13 protein-coding genes are annotated in these 16,802 nt (G+C 53.6%); 7 read left to right on the top strand and 6 right to left on the bottom strand.

The window, feature by feature from the left end:
• Positions 1–172: 172 nt before the first annotated feature.
• The gene (gltX, locus tag KO503_RS04280; protein ID WP_215990332.1) at positions 173–1,606 is read right to left on the bottom strand and encodes a glutamate--tRNA ligase; all 1,434 of its coding nucleotides are present in this window, start codon (positions 1,604–1,606) and stop codon (positions 173–175) included.
• A gap of 202 nt (positions 1,607–1,808) precedes the next feature.
• On the opposite strand from gltX, the gene KO503_RS04275 reads away from it, so the two are divergent.
• Positions 1,809–3,968, top strand: coding sequence for a ComEC/Rec2 family competence protein (locus KO503_RS04275; protein ID WP_215990331.1), 2,160 nt, complete (start codon positions 1,809–1,811; stop codon positions 3,966–3,968).
• Between the two features lie 95 nt (positions 3,969–4,063).
• On the opposite strand, the gene lexA is transcribed toward KO503_RS04275, so the two are convergent.
• From lexA to trpC, 4 genes are all read right to left on the bottom strand, one after another.
• The gene (gene lexA / locus KO503_RS04270) at positions 4,064–4,774 is read right to left on the bottom strand and encodes a transcriptional repressor LexA (protein ID WP_215990490.1); all 711 of its coding nucleotides are present in this window, start codon (positions 4,772–4,774) and stop codon (positions 4,064–4,066) included.
• Between the two features lie 388 nt (positions 4,775–5,162).
• A complete protein-coding gene (locus KO503_RS04265; RefSeq protein WP_215990330.1) occupies positions 5,163–6,332 on the bottom strand; it encodes a molybdopterin molybdotransferase MoeA in 1,170 nt (389 codons plus the stop codon).
• Positions 6,329–6,817 carry a cyclic pyranopterin monophosphate synthase MoaC gene (gene moaC, locus KO503_RS04260; protein WP_215990329.1) on the bottom strand — a complete coding sequence of 163 codons (489 nt, stop codon included), beginning with the start codon at positions 6,815–6,817 and terminating at the stop codon, positions 6,329–6,331. The genes KO503_RS04265 and moaC overlap by 4 nt, the downstream gene beginning before the upstream one ends.
• Positions 6,818–6,838: 21 nt before the next feature.
• Complete coding sequence (gene trpC, locus KO503_RS04255) at positions 6,839–7,639, bottom strand: indole-3-glycerol phosphate synthase TrpC (RefSeq protein WP_215990328.1); 801 nt, start codon at positions 7,637–7,639, stop codon at positions 6,839–6,841.
• 130 nt (positions 7,640–7,769) lie between these two features.
• On the opposite strand from trpC, the gene KO503_RS04250 reads away from it, so the two are divergent.
• Entirely contained in the window at positions 7,770–8,600 is an 831-nt protein-coding gene (locus tag KO503_RS04250) for a hypothetical protein (protein WP_215990327.1), read from the top strand.
• Between the two features lie 29 nt (positions 8,601–8,629).
• Here the strand turns inward: KO503_RS04250 and KO503_RS04245 are convergent, their stop codons facing one another.
• The gene (locus tag KO503_RS04245; protein ID WP_215990326.1) at positions 8,630–9,835 is read right to left on the bottom strand and encodes a cytochrome P450; all 1,206 of its coding nucleotides are present in this window, start codon (positions 9,833–9,835) and stop codon (positions 8,630–8,632) included.
• 123 nt (positions 9,836–9,958) lie between these two features.
• Between KO503_RS04245 and KO503_RS04240 the strand changes: the two genes are divergently transcribed.
• The 5 genes from KO503_RS04240 to KO503_RS04220 all read left to right on the top strand — a co-directional run bounded on the left by KO503_RS04240 (position 9,959) and on the right by KO503_RS04220 (position 16,651).
• The gene (locus KO503_RS04240) at positions 9,959–11,767 is read left to right on the top strand and encodes a sensor histidine kinase (protein WP_215990325.1); all 1,809 of its coding nucleotides are present in this window, start codon (positions 9,959–9,961) and stop codon (positions 11,765–11,767) included.
• Complete coding sequence (locus KO503_RS04235) at positions 11,764–13,005, top strand: sigma-54-dependent transcriptional regulator (protein WP_215990324.1); 1,242 nt, start codon at positions 11,764–11,766, stop codon at positions 13,003–13,005. Before KO503_RS04240 ends, KO503_RS04235 begins: the two co-directional genes overlap by 4 nt.
• 355 nt (positions 13,006–13,360) lie before the next feature.
• Positions 13,361–14,362, top strand: a complete 1,002-nt coding sequence (locus tag KO503_RS04230; protein ID WP_215990323.1) for a DctP family TRAP transporter solute-binding subunit — start codon at positions 13,361–13,363, stop codon at positions 14,360–14,362.
• Between the two features lie 175 nt (positions 14,363–14,537).
• Positions 14,538–15,257 carry a TRAP transporter small permease gene (locus KO503_RS04225; protein ID WP_215990322.1) on the top strand — a complete coding sequence of 240 codons (720 nt, stop codon included), beginning with the start codon at positions 14,538–14,540 and terminating at the stop codon, positions 15,255–15,257.
• Positions 15,258–15,262: 5 nt separating this feature from the next.
• Entirely contained in the window at positions 15,263–16,651 is a 1,389-nt protein-coding gene (locus KO503_RS04220; protein ID WP_215990321.1) for a TRAP transporter large permease, read from the top strand.
• The last annotated feature ends 151 nt before the right edge of the window (positions 16,652–16,802 follow it).

The raw sequence follows: 16,802 nt of genomic DNA, 5'->3' as shown, positions 1-16,802 counted from the left end.
CTTCTGTGGCTAAAGAGGGCCGGTGCCGCTCTTTTGGAATGGGCTTTGCCGCTATTTACGGCGTGCCATGTTACCGGACTGTGAAAGTCGCGGAAAATTTATCAATCGGCCTAAAATACGCTGGCCGTAGACCCGAAATATGCCGTTCATGCACGGCTTAGGGCCTTAAGTGTTACTCTTGTACAGCATCTGACAGTCGAGCCAGTGTTTCGTCGCGTCCAAGTACAAACATCATATCGAGAACGCTCGGGGTTTGGGCGCGTCCAGCAAGCGCCGCTCTAAGCGGGCCTGCAACTTTACCAAAGCCGATCTCTTGCGTTTCCATGACGCGGCCGACAGCCGCTTCCAATGCGTCGCGGTTCCAGCTAGCACTTTGCAGATGCGGCGTCAATTCGTTCAGTATACCGTTGGATACTGCCCCAAGGTGCTTTTGCGCTTTCTCATCTACATCGACAGGGCGCGTGTTCAAGGCGAAGCGTGCTTTATCAATGAGTTGAGGATAATTTTTAGCGGCGCCTTTGAGGCAATACATTGCGGACAAAAGACGTGATTTTTGTGCATCTGTCAGTTCAGGTTGTGCAGATGCAGCAAGGTAACCTTCGATTTCGCTCACGATTTGAGCATCTTCCATCACCGCCAAATGCTGTCCGCAGATGTTATCAAGCTTTTTGGTGTCAAAGCGCGCAGGCGATTTGTTGATTCCATCCAAATCGAACCAGTCCATCGCTTGGGCGTCAGAGAAAAATTCATCATCGCCATGGGACCACCCCAGCCGCGCAAGGTAATTGCGCATGCCTTGGGCGGGATACCCCAGCGCTTGATATTCTTTTACGCCGGTCGCCCCATGGCGTTTCGACATCTTCTTGCCATCTGCGCCAAAGATCAGCGGAATATGCGCATAGACTGGAAGGTCCCATCCCATCGCGTCATAGACCATCATCTGGCGCGCAGAGTTTGCAAGGTGGTCATCGCCACGAATAACATGGGTCACGCCCATATCATGGTCATCCACCACAACCGCCAACATATAGGTTGGCGAGCCATCTGATCGCAGCACAATCATGTCATCGATCTGGTCGTTTTTGATCGTCACATCCCCTTGCACTTGGTCTTTGATCACAGTGACGCCCGTCCTTGGCGCTTTCATGCGGATCACGAAAGGCGCATCAGGATAGGTGCTTGGGTCTGCATCACGCCAAGGCGATTGAAAGAGGGTGCTGGTCTTATTGGCGCGGGCCTCTTCGCGAAAGGCCTCGATTTCGTCTTGGGTCGCAAAACATTTATAGGCTGTTCCAGCCTCTAACATTTGATTGGCCACTTGCGCATGACGTGCGGCTTGTTCGAACTGGCTTACAGCCTCGCCGTCGTAATCCAAGCCCAGCCACGCCATGCCGTCCAAGATGCCTTGGGTTGCCTCAGGCGTTGAGCGCGCGCGATCTGTGTCTTCGATCCGCAGCAAGAATTTGCCGCCACGGGCGCGCGCATAGAGCCAGCTAAAGAGCGCCGTGCGCGCGGTGCCGATGTGCATATCACCGGTTGGCGAAGGCGCGATGCGGGTGACAACTGGTTTGGCTGCAACGTTGGAAGCGGAAGAGGCGTTTGACATGCGGAAATTAACCCTTTGGTAACCATAGAAGCGGTAGCGTTAAGAAGAGAGGCGGTAGCGTTCAGACTGTGGTGCTTGCGTGCAGGTCTAGACCATTTCTGCGTCAAGTGGAAATGAGTTTTGCTGTCCCTTAGCGTGACGGAACGACAGAGTGCATGTCGCCCATATAGGCATGGATCGACATGAGGATAAGGATCCTTAGGTGACATTGTTTTTGCGGCCTCTGGAGTGGATCCTTGATGTCTTTGACGGGCAACGTGGACGGTTGTTTTTATGGCTGCCTGTGGTGTTGGGGCTGGGCGTCGCGCTTTATTTTGCCGCGCCTTATGAACCAAGTCAGATGAGCTATGTGGTTTTGAGCGTAGCGGCTCTGCTCAGCGGATTGATTTTAATAATTATTCCAGCATATTACGCGCCGCCCTTTACATTTTTCTTGATGATTTCCGTTGGATTTCTATTCGCAGGATTTCGCGCGCATGACGTGGCGGCCCCTGTGTTAACATATCGCTATTATGGTCCTGTTGAGGGGCGCGTGGTCAAAATTGACCGATCAGCGTCAGAAGCTGTGCGCCTGACCTTGGACCAAGTGATCTTGAAAAACACCGATCCCAGTCGCACGCCTGACCGTGTGCGGGTGTCCTTGCACGGGGCGCAAGAGTACATCACGCCAGAACCGGGGTTGCGGGTCGCTCTGACAGGGCATTTGTCGCCGCCTCCTAGTGCCGCAGATCCCACGGGTTTTAACTTTCAGCGCATGGCATGGTTCGACCGGCTGGGGGCTGTGGGCTACACGCGCGTCCCAGTTTTGCGTGCTGGGCCGACAGATAAGGGGATGTCTTTGGTCATCCACAGATTGCGTCAAAAATTGTCTTTGGCCTTGCAAGATCGCATTGCGGGCCAAGCAGGTGCTTTTGCTGCTGCTATTTTGACCGGCGATAGGTCTGGCATTACGGCGCAAACTGCGGAAAATCTGCGCGCCAGCAATCTGTCGCATCTTTTGGCCATTTCTGGTCTGCATATGGGGTTGCTCACAGGGGCCGTGTTCGCAGCTGTGCGCGGCTTTTTGGCTTTGATCCCGTTTGCGTTTTTCTATTTTCCGAACAAGAAAATCGCGGCGGTCTGCGCCTTGATCGCTGGAGGGCTGTATTTGGCCTTGTCTGGGTGGAACGTTGCCACGGAGCGGGCTTATATCATGGTGTCGATGATGTTCGTCGCGGTGTTGTTTGACCGCCAAGCGATCTCTTTGCGGGCTGTTGCGATGGCCGCTTTGCTGATTTTGCTAATCCGACCAGAGGTTTTGCCTGAACCCGGATTTCAGATGTCCTTTGCCGCGACCACAGCGCTTGTGGCGGTGTTCTCTATCGTGCGGCGCCTCAATCTGATGGCGCATTGGCCACGTTGGCTGAGTGGCGCGTTGACGGTTGTCTTATCTTCCGCTGTGGCTGGGGTGGCAACAGCACCCGTGGCAGCAGCGCATTTCAATCGCATCGCCGATTTTGGCCTGATTGCGAATGTTATTTCTGTGCCGGTCATGGGCGCGGTTGTGATGCCTTCGGCTGTTTTGGCCGCCGTTTTGACGCCCCTCGGATTGCAGTGGATTCCGCTGATGATTATGGAGCCTGCGATTCGGTGGCTGCTGTATGTGGCGGGTCGCGTTGCGCAGATTGAGGGAGCGGTGACATGGATCATATCACCGCCGCCGCAGACCTTACCATTGATTGCTTTGGGCGGTCTGTTTGTGGTGCTGTGGCGCGGGCGTCTGCAATTGCTGGGCTTGTTGCCTGTGGTATTGGGGTTCGTTCTTTGGACCAGTGCCGAGCGACCTAATGTTTTAGTGTCTTCTGACGGTGGGCTTGTGGGGCGCATGACGGCAGAGGGACGTGCATTGAACAAATCCTCCGGCGGTCGTTTTGCTGCATTATCATGGCTTGAAAACGATGGGGATCACCCCGATCAACAAGCTGCCGCGGCGCGGCCTATGCCGCCGCTGGATTTGTCTGGGATCCGTATTGTTCATGTGACGGGGCGTGGATGGCAAGACCGCGCAGCCGAGGCCTGTGTCACGCATGATATCGTAATATTGAATCAAATATGGGAAAATGAATGGTTGAAAGACTGTTTTATGTTCGATTTGTCTTATATAAATGCAAGCGGATCGCTGTCCTTTGTGGCAATAAATGAGGGCATAACGGTCACCACGGCGTTGGGCGAAGCTGGCGTTCGACTGTGGAGCGCGCGGGAATTTGGCCGTAACCAATGGGCGGCAGCGCGCGAGATTGAAGCGATGCGAAAACGCCCCGTTGACGGTCTGACGTTCCTGCGGGAGGGAGAAAATGTGATCTGGCGCAAACTTGAACATTAATGTGATGGTGTTTTGTCATTGCCATTACGGGTTTCACAAAAAAGCCATCTCAACACTGGGTTAAGATGGCTTAGAAATTGGAAATTGATGGCGTATCAGTAGCTGCGGATCAATCCGACGAGTTTGCCTTGGACTTCGATTTTATCCGAAGTGAACATGCGCGTTTCAAACGCAGGGTTGGCTGCTTCCAAAGCGATCATGTCGCCTTTGCGCATGTAGCGTTTCAATGTGGTCTCATAACCTTCGACCATTGCCACAACGATATCACCGTTCGAGGCATCGGATGTTTCACGGATCACGACAATATCGCCATCATTGATGCCCGCGTCGATCATGGATTCGCCTTTGACCTCAAGCGCGTAGTGATTGCCACGTCCCGACAACATTGATCCCGGAACAGCGACATTCAAGGCACCGTCTTCGACAGCTTCAATCGGCACACCCGCAGCGATTTTACCCATGATAGGTAGGTTAAAGGCAGAAACGGCCACTTCCATAGCTTGCGCAGGGGGCGGACTGTTGGGGCGGTCGCCTTCGATCACGCGGGGCTTAAACCCTGCCGCAGTTGGTGCGGTGGGTTGACCACCAAGGCTTTCGGGCAGTTTCACTATTTCAATGGCACGGGCGCGATGCGCGAGACGACGGATAAATCCGCGTTCCTCTAAAGCGGTGATCAGGCGATGGATGCCAGATTTTGAGCGCAGATCCAGCGCTTCTTTCATTTCATCAAAGGACGGTGGTACGCCGTCTTTGTGCATGCGATCATTGATGAACTCTAACAATTGCAGTTGCTTTTTTGTCAGCATATCTGTGCTCCCGCCGTGGCTGTCTATCCTGTCGACCCCTTCCGGTTCTGGGTCTGCCGCAGCCTGTGATGACACAGAAGAGGGCAGGGATGAGACGTAAAGGATCGGCAGAGGGACGGGGGATGATGGCTTTTTCGACAAAATGCGTGGCGCATTGAGTGCATCGGTTTTAAAGCCAACAGGCCCGCCTGTGTCGATCCGTCTCCAGATAGGTTGGGCATCGTGTTCTGATAATGTTCTACCGTCGTTCCCTAAATGTGTCAACGATACTCTCCTGCTCGGGTGGATCACGGAATGCGGGGCGAGACGGCCCAGCGATTGGTGTCGTGAGTGCAGAAGAGTGTTTTTTGGTTAAATCAACGTTAAGGTTAATCGAATGAAGCGTATTTTATAGAAAAATGACGTCCACAAGATCGCCAGCTCGCATGGCTGGTGCGAAAGGCGCACGCACGATCAAGGCGTCAGAGTCAGACAGAATACGCAAAAGTGCGCTGTCTTGGCTGTGCATAGGGATTACGCCACGATCAGATGTGATGGCACGCATGTAATGGGCGCGGGGGCCGTTGGCGGGCAGATCTTCGGCCAAAGGGTGCCGCAAAGTTGCAAGCGGAGCTTCACCAAGGCCAAGCATTTTATACAAGGCGGGCAGCATGAACAGCTGAGCTGTGACCAAAGAGGACACAGGGTTGCCCGGAAGGCCCAGCATCATAGACCCATCGATTTTTCCCGCCATAAGCGGTTTGCCCGGGCGCATGGCGACTTTGTAAAAGGCGCGCTCTAATCCCATATCCATCGCAACTTTGCCAACGATGTCATGGTCGCCCACAGAAGCCCCGCCGATCGTGACGATCAGGTCGGCGCCTTGGGCAAGGCTGAGCACATGGCGCAAGGAAGCCTCATTGTCGCGTGCAATAGGCAGCATCCGCGCGATGCCGCCAGCGGTCTCTACCATAGCCGCCAAGCCGAAAGTGTTGGACGTGATGATCTGCGCATCTTTCGGTGTCTCACCCGGCATGACCAATTCGTCACCTGTGGCAATCAGCGCCACAATGGGTTTACGGGTGACGGTGATTTCGGCAATGTTCATCGAGGCGAGCAGGGCCAAATCGCGTGACGTGAGTCTGCGCGGGGCTTTGACGGTATCGCCCACTTTGAAGTCAGCGCCGATGTCGCGGATATTGGTGGTGCTGGACACATCTGTTTGCGTGATCACATCGCCCGTCCGTGTGACGTTTTCTTGGATGATCACGCGGCTGGCACCGGTCGGCACAGGCGCGCCGGTGAAAATACGCAGCGCCTGACCGGCTTCAATCTGACCTGCATAGGCATGGCCTGCGGCGGATTCGCCAATCACGGTGAACTGCGCACCAATGTGGCTTTCGTCGTCGCGTACGGCGTATCCATCCATGATCGAGGCCGAAAACGGCGGTTGATTGCGGGTGGCCACGGCGTCTGTTGCCAGAACACGGCCAAGGCCTTGGCGCAATGGGATGGTTTCAGTGTCTAAAGGACAGCAAAGTGAAAAGACGTGATCAAGGGCCTCCGCAACAGAAATCATGATGGGCTCTCGTCCAAGGTGTAGACGCCTGATTTGCCGCCTTCTTTACGCAACAGGCGAATAGACACGATTTCCATGCCTTTTTCAGCGGCTTTCAGCATATCGTAGACGGTCAAAGCGGCGGTGGAGGCAGCAGTGAGCGCTTCCATTTCCACGCCGGTTTGACCGGATGTTTTCACCGTGGCAGTGACGCGCACACCGGGCAGGGTCTCGTCGGGGGTAAGATCCAACGTGACTTTGGTGATCGGTAGAGGATGACATAAAGGGATCAAATCAGAGGTTTTCTTGGCCCCCATGATGCCTGCAAGTCGCGCAACACCCAAAACGTCACCTTTTTTCGCGGTGCCTTGGGTGATATGCGCCAGCGTTTCGGGGCGCATTTTGATTGCGGCCTCGGCTGTGGCCAAGCGATCTGTCACGGCTTTGTCCGAGACATCCACCATATGCGCGTGGCCAGCGTCGTCGAAATGGGTCAGGTCTGCCATGGTGTGATCCTTATCTGAAGGTTATGCGGGAACGGGATTGGCCAGCAAAGCGCGGGTGGCAGCCGTGACATCGTCTTGGCGCATCAGGCTTTCGCCGATCAAGAAAGTGCGCGCACCATGTGGGGCCATCGCGGCCAGATCGTCAGCGGTGCTGAGCCCGCTTTCGCAGACAAGCAATTTGCCACTCGGCACCATTCTCGATAGACGTACAGTGGTGTCCAAAGAGGTTTCAAAGGTTTTCAAATTACGGTTGTTGACGCCCAAAAGCGGCGATTTCAACGCGAGTGCCCGTGTCAGTTCGTCCTCATCATGCACTTCGACCAAAACATCCATGCCGTGCGCCATGGCGGCGTCTTCCAGTTCAAGCGCCTGCGCGTCAGACACAGAGGCCATGATCACCAAAATAGCATCAGCGCCCCAAGCGCGGGCCTCGGCCACTTGGTAGGTGTCATACATGAAGTCTTTGCGCAGCACGGGCAGGCTGACTGCCGCACGGGCTTGGATCAAAAACTCAGGTGCGCCTTGGAAAGACGGGGTATCAGTCAGCACGGATAGACATGTCGCGCCGCCATCCTCATAGGCTTTGGCCAAAACGGGCGGGTTGAAATCCGCGCGGATCAGTCCTTTGGAGGGGGAGGCCTTTTTGACTTCGGCAATAAGACCGTATCCGGTTGTGGCCGCTATCTGCAACGCAGAGGCAAAGCCACGCGTTGGCGCCTGAGTTTTGGCAGCCGCTTCAAGTTCAGCAAGAGGCGTCTTGAGTTTAGCTGCGGCGACTTCTTCGAGTTTGTAAGCTTTGATTTTGTCGAGAACATTTGCCATGGGGAAAGCCTACTTGGTTGTGAGATATGTTGGATAAGTGTGTAGCGGTGAGCGCAGTGAGCTTCAAGAGGACGCTTTAAGAGAGGCTTCCAAAGGGAAAGGCCTAATCCGCCCTGTCCCAGCAGCCCGCGTGACCGCAGAGCTGCTTGGCGCGCAAAAGGCTTGTCACGCGGCCAGTTTCAAGCAATTCTCACGTCAAATGGCACCATTTGGGGAATGTCGGTTTAGGGAAGTCGTGATGTTGAAAAAAATGAGCTTGATTGGACTGATTTTCGTTTTTGCGACTGGTGTCGCGGCTGATGAGGATTGTGTTTCGTGCAATACGACACCTTATCCAACAGCGATTGATATTCCTAAAGATGAGTTTGGTCGTTACATGGGCATGGCAGGCGTGAGATGTAATAAAGATGATTTTAAAGTAAATTTCTGCGGTGCTTTTGATAATACCCAAGAAATTTCAGACGTTCGGGAATGGATTGGACGCTGTAAACATCAGGATCCACAAGGGCGCAGCACAATGCTTGAACTACTGGATACAATGACGTGTGAAAGCGATATGTTAGAGTCAGTTTTCTATAGTATCGGTATCGATAACCCTGAAGTTTACCATTCTGAAATCCCTGCTTTGAGCTACTTGCTCTATGATAGCCATGATGTAGGCTCGATTATTGATTTTAATAAGAGTCTCGTTCGTCATTACTATTATATGGGCGAGGATTCAGGCCTAACGGAGCTTAGGGAGTTCAGCCGAATTTTAAATGAGAGAGATGCAAATAACCTAACGTTTCTCGACAATGTCCTCGTGCGTTGGAATGATAACTATACTGATAGCGTTGGATTTCGAAAACCAAGAGATCAGATGATCAAAGCGCTCTGCAATGTTGGCGCAGTTTTTTCTTCGGCTGAATACAACACAAGATTCGAGTGTGAAATCAACCCGAGGATCATGGGGCAGCAATAAGTCAAAACGGCTCATTTCCCCTGTACTATTTATATTAAGCAAGCACCCGTAACCATCAGCCTCTCAAGCCCATGAAAATGCCATGTGTTGGCATAACGGGGGGCAGAGGTGAGTCGCAGATCTGGACAGCGATCAAACAACACGGGCAGGGCGATGCGCATTTCAAGCCGCGCAAGGGGCGCGCCGACGCAAAAATGGATGCCGCCGCCAAAAGACGCGTTTTGTTTCACTTTACGGGTGGGGTCAAAGACATGGGGATCATCCCAAGCATCATCGTCACGATTGGCGGCCCCTAGCAAAAGACCGATTTTGTCACCCTTTTTAAAGTCTTGCCCCAAAAAGGTTGTGTCCTCATTCACCCAACGCTGGAACAAATGTAGGGGGGGATCATAGCGCAAGAGTTCCTCTACCGTGCCATCAATCGCGGGATCCGTTAGCATCTCAACAGGGGTTTGGTGTTCAAGCAGGGTTTTCACTGCGATACCAATAGAGTGCACTGTCGCCTCATGCCCAGCGTTGAGCAGCAAAATACAGGTGGTGATCAATTCTTGCGTCGATAGCTTTTCACCATCTTCCTCAGCTGCAATCAAATGCGAGATCAAATCATCGGCAGGGCTTAGGCGGCGTTCGTCGACATAGGCGCGCATAAAGTCTGAAAAATCCGTTGCTGCAGTTGCGGCAGCGATCTGTGTCTCAATCGGGCAGTTGGGCGTGTAGACCGCCACCATAGCGTTAGACCATGCCAGTAATTGATCACCCATATCCTGAGGCACGCCCAAAAGCTTGGAAATAATGCGAATGGGTAAGGGGGTGGCATAGGCCTGCAGCAGATCGAACCCCTCACCCGTGTGCTTAGCGGGGAAGGCATCAATCAAATCGTGACAGGTCTGGGTGATCTCTGGGGCCAGTTCTTTGATCCGCCGAGAGGTAAAGGCCCGTAACACCAGACCGCGCAGACGCGTATGACGATCGCCTTCCAGTTCCAGCATAGAGTGATCATCCACATCGTAAAACGCACGCAAATGTTCAGGGTGTGCAGGTTTGAACCCCTCAGGGGCCTCGCGCCCAAACCGCCGATCTCGTAACCCCATGGTCACGCCGTCGTATGAGGCAATCACCGGTAGACCTAAGTCCTGCCAATAGGCGATAGGCCCTAAGTCACGTAGAGTGTCATAGAACTTATAGGGATCTTGCACGAAAGTCGGGCACTTGGGGTCTTGAAGAATGGTTTCCATCGCAAAGTCTCTATCAGGTTGGGGTGGTTATATGGGCAAATCAAACACTGTCCATTGAAAGACATTGGGAAGGTGCTGCTTGGCGCTTTGCTTTGCAAGCAGGAGTTTCTAATGTGCGTCCCTATGAACACCGTTGACCTGCAAACAAAGATAGATGATTTGCCCTCCCGCGCTTTAAGACGGCGATTGGTCGAGGTCTGTAGTCTCGTACTGGTGGTCGCCATGATCGGTGCTGGTGTCTATGCTTTGGCCTTTCGCGCAGCACTGGATCAGGCCGCCGCGCGCGCGCGTGCGGATTTGGCGCTGTCTACCGACCGGCTGCGCAGTGGTTTGGGGCGTTACCGTGAGCTGTCAGTGTTTATCGCCGAACACCCCACCGTTTTGTCTTTGGTGCTGCAAAGCGATGCTGCGGATGACATTTTATATCAAAAACAGACGTCTACTGCGCTTTTGCTGCAAAGTATGGCGGATAAGACTGGGTCGCAATCTTTGATGCTGGTGTCCAAATCCGGTCTGGTGCTTGCGGCCTCTCAAGAGGGGAAGCTGCCCAATGGCGCGCGCGCTGCCTTTGAGCGTGCGATGAACGGCGCGCTGGGCGTGGCGCATTTTGTCGATACCGATGGCGCGCGCCGCTTTGTCTATGCTGCCCCTGTGTTCAAACCAGGGGGCGCGGCGCTGGGCGCTGTTTTGGTCAGTGTCGATATGGAATCGATTGAATGGGGGTGGCCGGCTGATCCTTTTGCTGTCTATTTCACGGACACGGCGGATGTGATTTTTGTGTCCAATCGCACCGAGTTGATTTTGGCGGGGGGCAGTGCTGGCGCTTTTCCTGTGGTGCGCAAACGCGTGATTTCTGGTCATGATATTTGGACTATGCAGGCTGGTCCGTATATCCCCGCCAGTGTTTTGCACATCCGCCAACCTTTGCCCGTGATCGATATGACCGGCGAGCTATTGTATGATCTGGCCCCTGTGCGCGCGATAGCGGGGCTGCAAGCGGGTCTGGTGGCGGCGATTGCTTTGGCCTTTGGCGCGTTTTTGGTGCTGGCCACCGAACGCAGACGCACCCTGTCCGAGGCCAATGCCCGCCTTGAGGCGCGCGTTGCCACGCGCACCGCGGATCTGGAAATCGCCAACCGTGATTTGATGCGCGAAGTGTCAGAGCGTGAAGAAGCCGAGGCGCGTCTGAAACGGGCCCAAGCCGATTTGGTGCAAGCTGGAAAGCTGTCGGCGCTGGGTGAGATGTCGGCAGGAATTTCGCATGAATTGAACCAGCCGCTTATGGCCATCCGCAGCTTTTCTGAGAATGCGCAACTGTTTTTGGAACGCGGCAATACGGACAAAGCAGGTGAAAATCTTGGGCGTATTGCTGAATTGTCGCGGCGCATGGGGCGGATTATAAAAAACCTGCGGGCGTTTGCGCGCCAAGAAAATGAGGCTATTTCCGACGTTGATCTCAGTGCTGTTGTCGATGCCGCTTTGGAAATGACCACAGGTAAAATTTCTGGCGCGGGTGTCACCGTCGATTGGGTGCCAGAGCCGCGGGCATGGGTGCGCGGCGGTGATGTGCGTTTGCAGCAGGTGGTGATGAACCTTGTGTCAAACGCTGTGGATGCAATGGCAGATAGCGATGTCAGGCGCATCACCATTGCCATAACCCCATCAGGCCAAAACGATGATCCTGTGCGCCTGCGCATCAGTGATACAGGGCCGGGGATTTCGGATCCGGAAAAAATGTTCGAACCTTTTTACACCACCAAACATGTCGGCGCCGCCCAAGGTATGGGGCTTGGCCTGTCGATTTCCTATGGTTTGATCCAAAGTTTTGGCGGCAATATTCGTGGTGCCAATGCGAAGGCGGGCGGCGCGTCTTTTGTGATCGAATTGCCCGCGGCAAAACCCCGTAACGCTGCTGAGGAGGCCTTATTATGAAACGCACCAATGCTGTAGACCGTGTGCTATTGGTCGATGATGATCTGTCTGTACGCCAAGCCTTGGGGCAAACCCTTGAGTTGGCCGATCTCGTGCCCACCTTGGCGGGAACTTACATCGAGGCCAAAGATCATATCGTCCGTGATTTCGAAGGCGTCGTTGTCACCGATATTCGCATGCCGGGCAAAGACGGGTTTGCTCTGTTGGAGTACGCGCAAGGCATCGATCCGGAATTGCCGGTGATTTTGCTGACGGGCGAAGGCGATATTCCGATGGCGGTGAAAGGTATTTCTGGCGGGGCGTTCGATTTCTTAGAAAAGCCCTGTTCGCCCAAGGAACTGTTGGCCGTGGTGGAAAAAGCCCTGCGCACGCGGGCTTTGGTGTTGGAAAATCGCCGCCTGAAACGCCAAGTGGAATCGGGCGATGCCGCGGCGCGATTGCTACGCGGCACGTCTGATCTGTCCAAGCGCCTGCGTGATGAAGCCCGCGCCGTGGCACGCTCTGCTGCTGATGTGTTGATCACAGGCGAGCCGGGCGTGGGCACGGCCAAAATGGCCGAGGTTGTGCATCTGTTGTCTGCGGGGTCGCTGGCACCGTTTTTGAAATTCTCTGGCGCTTCCATGACCCCAACTGCGGTGACGTCAGCCTTTGAAGACGCCGAAGGTGGGTCTGTCTTTATCGACGAAGTGGCCGCTTTGCCATCGAACACGCAATTTGCCTTGTTGGACCTGTTGGAAACCCATGATCGCCCACGTTTGATTGTGGGGTCTTATGCCGATCTGTCTGATCTGGCCAAAGCAGGGGCGTTTTCTGCCGATTTATTTTACCGTCTAGAGGCCGCTGTCATCCGCATTCCGCCGTTGCGTGAACGTCCCGAAGACATTCCTGTGCTGTTTCGCCACTACGTTGATATCGCCTGCGAGCAAACCAATCTGCCTGTGCCAGATATTACCCCTGACATCATCGCCAATTTGATGGCCCAAGACTGGCCTGGCAATGCACGCAGTCTGATGAATGCGGCGATGCGTTTTGCGATGGGGCTGTCGGACGGCGAGCCTCAAGAGGGTGAGTTGGGCTTAACCGAGCAAATGGCACAAGTGGAGCGTTCCTTGCTGATCTCAGCGCTTCAACGTCACGATGGCAATGCGACCGAGGCTGCAAAGGGGTTAAAACTGCCGCGTAAGACGTTTTACGACAAGCTCACACGCCACGGTGTGAGGGCGGAATTGTATCGATGATAGGCCGAATATCTATTGCGCAGCTCAGCTGATCCATGCTGCGGGCCAAGGCGCAAACGGCAACATGTCGCCGTCAAGTGTATCGGTTTTGACTGTGCGAAAATCCGCACAGTTGCAACTAGTGTATGTGCGACGATCCGCACAGGATGCACATGGAGCATGGCAGCTATGCATGCAGATTGTCCATTAATGTTTTGATTTTTATGAATTTACAGAGATTTTTTATAAATGTGAGACTTCCCCTTGCTGCGCTCATCACAGAACTGTCATTTATACATCGAGCCTGTCTAGCCCTGTACCAAAGGGCAATCATACGCAGGCCAATGATTTTGACTTTATGTCTGGGAGGACATCCATGAAATTTCTCGCAACAGCAGCAACCGCACTCGCTTTAAGCGTCACAGCCACATCTGCAATGGCGGCTTGTGATGCCGGCGAAATGGTTATCAAATTCAGCCACGTCACCAACACTGACAAACACCCAAAGGGCATCGCTGCCAATTTGTTCATGGATCGTGTGAACGCTGAAATGAACGGCAAAGCCTGTGTTGAAGTTTACCCGAACTCCACATTGTACAACGATGACCAAGTGTTAGAGGCGATGCTGCAAGGCGACGTGCAAATGGCGGCTCCGTCGTTGTCCAAGTTTGAGACATTCACCAAAGAATACCGCATCTTTGACTTGCCATTCATGTTCAAAAACATGGATGCGGTGGACGAGTTCCAAAACTCGGAAACAGGTCAAGCAATGAAACAAACCATGGTACGTCGTGGTCTGTTGGGTCTTGATTTCTGGCACAATGGTTTGAAACAAATCTCAGCCAATAAGCCTTTGATCGTTCCAGCAGATGCAGCGGGTCTCAAGTTCCGCGTTCAGCCGTCTGATGTGCTGGTTGCTCAAATGGAAGCACTTGATGCCTCTCCACAGCCTATGGCATTCTCAGAAGTGTACGGCGCGCTGCAAACCGGCGTTGTGGATGGTCAGCAAAACACTTGGTCCAACATCTACGGTCAAAAATTCTTTGAAGTGCAAGACGGAACCACAGAAACCAACCACGGTCTGCTGGACTACATGGTTGTGACCTCTGTTGACTGGTGGGAAAGCCTCGATGCTGACGTTCGTGATCAATTGAGCACGATCATGTCAGAAGTCACAGCCGAGCGTAACGCAGCCATTGGCGATGTTGATGCCGAAAACCGTCAAGCTGTTTTGGATGCTGGTGGTGTCATTCGTGAACTGACTGCAGAACAACGTCAAGAATGGGTCGACGTGATGAAACCTGTTTGGGCGCAGTTCGAAAGTGATGTTGGCGCAGACAATATCGCAGCTGCGCAGGCCATCAACGCCAAGCACTAAGGCCTTGTCTTAACCAGTATGTGGCCCTGACTTTGCGGTTGGGGCCATTTTTACTTACCCTATTTTCGGGCGCCGTTTCGACCTTTTTCGGTGCCTTAAAGAATGCCCGTGCGTGATCATTTGGATCAGGAGCAGGTTAAAGGTCCATCAATTTTCAAAGATGTGGGGGACACAGATGTCACATCAAACTGGCGATAAGCCGCAAAGCGCCATCGGGCGTTTTATCGACGCGCTTGAGGAAAATATCATCGCGGGCATCTTGGGCGCGATGACATTGATTACGTTTGTTAACGTGGTGTTGCGCTATGTGTTTAACCAGTCTTTGATTTGGGGGCTTGAGGTCGTTTTGATCTTATTCGCTTGGCTGGTGCTGCTTGGCATTTCCTATGGGTTCAAAAAGAACACCCATCTTGGGGTCGATGCTGTCACCAATATGATGCCTGAGCGCGGCCAGCGGATCATGGCTATTCTGGCGGCGCTTGCCTGTGTGATTTATGCTGCTTTGTTGATGAAGGGGGCATGGGATTACTGGGCGCCTTTCGCGGCACTGCAACCCACAGAAGGCCGTTGGTTCCCCACTGGGTTCACCGAGAACACTCGTGACCGCGCGTTTTATATCACCGATCAAGTGCCCATGCTGGAAATGTTTCGTTGGCTGGAAGACGCAATCAACTACGGCGACACATATGACAAGCTGCCACGCGTCATCCCCTATTTCATCATCCCCTTTGGCTGCGGCCTGATTTTGCTGCGCGTTGTGCAAGCCACCATCCGCATCATCAAAGGTGAGCAACTGAGCCTGATCGTGTCTCATGAGGCAGAAGAAGACGTTGAACGCGCGGCGGCGGATTTAAACGCTACCAGCGTGAATTCAGACGGTTTGAACAAGGAATAATAAACATGGAAGTCGTCTTTCTCTTTTCAATGGTCTTGGGCCTGTTGCTGATCGGTGCGCCGATTGCTGTGTCCCTTGGTCTGTCGTCGATGATCTTTTTGCTCATGTTCTCGGACACCTCGTTGGGGTCTGTGGCGCAGTCTTTGTACCAAGCCATGGCGGGGCACTATACCTTGCTGGCGATTCCGTTTTTCATCTTGGCCTCTAGCTTCATGTCCACCGGCGGGGTGGCAACGCGTATCGTGCGCTTTTCCATCGCCTGTGTGGGCCATATGCATGGTGGTTTGGCCATCGCGGGTGTTTTTGCTTGCATGATCTTTGCGGCTCTGTCTGGATCATCCCCTGCAACGGTTGTGGCCATCGGCACAATCGTCATCGCGGCGATGCAAAAAGTCGGTTATACTAAAGACTTCGCCGCTGGCGTGATCTGTAACGCTGGCACGCTTGGCATCTTGATCCCGCCTTCTATCGTGATGGTGGTCTATGCCTCTGCCACGGATGTGTCTGTGGGCCGTATGTTTCTTGCGGGTGTGATTCCTGGTCTTTTGGCGGGCTCCATGTTGATGATCGCCATCTATGTCATTGCACGGATCAAAAAACTGCCCAAAGGCGAATGGAATGGCTGGGGGGAAATCATCGCCTCGTTCAAAGATGCGTTCTGGGGTTTGATGCTGATCGTCATCATTATGGTTGGTATTTACGGCATCCCTGGCATCACCGGCGCGATCTTTACCCCGACCGAAGCGGCGGCTGTGGCATCCGTCTATGCCTTCTTGGTCGCCTCATTCGTCTACCGCGATATGGGACCGCTCAAAGGTTCAGACGAGCCTGTGTCCTTGCTGAAAAAGCCACAAGCCATCGTGACAGCGTTCTTTCATAAAGACACGCGTGACACTTTGTTTGATGCGGCCAAGCTGACCATCATGTTGATGTTCATCATCGCCAATGCTTTGATCTTGAAGCATGTTTTAACCGACGAACAAATTCCGCAGAAAATCGCAGAAGCGATGCTCTCGGCTGGTTTCGGCAAAATCATGTTCCTTGTTATGGTCAATGTGATCTTGCTCATCGGTGGTCAATTTATGGAGCCTTCAGGCCTGATCGTCATCGTCGCGCCGCTGGTGTTCCCAATTGCGATTGAGCTTGGCGTGGACCCGATCCACCTTGGCATCATCATGGTGGTGAACATGGAAATTGGCATGATCACACCGCCAGTGGGGCTCAATCTGTTTGTAACCTCTGGTGTCGCTGGTATGCCGATGATGTCTGTCGTGCGCGCCGCTTTGCCGTTCCTTGCGATCTTGTTCGTGTTCTTGATTTTGGTCACTTACATTCCCATCATCTCGACCTTCTTGCCGACGACTTTGATGGGGCCCGAGATCATAACCAACTGACGCGGTCAGTGCGGCTGCTGCGATCAACACGGCTGCTGCGATCAGCGCGACCTGAAACCCAAAGACGCCCCTGTCGTTTACACGGTGGGGGTGTCTTTTTGTACGGTAAAGTGGTTATTGTACGGTAAGGTGGGCGAGACTGATTTGCGGG

Source organism: Pacificibacter marinus, assembly GCF_018860505.1.
GTDB classification, from domain to species: Bacteria; Pseudomonadota; Alphaproteobacteria; order Rhodobacterales; family Rhodobacteraceae; genus Celeribacter; species Celeribacter marinus_B.
This window is presented reverse-complemented; position numbering and strand designations above follow the sequence as displayed.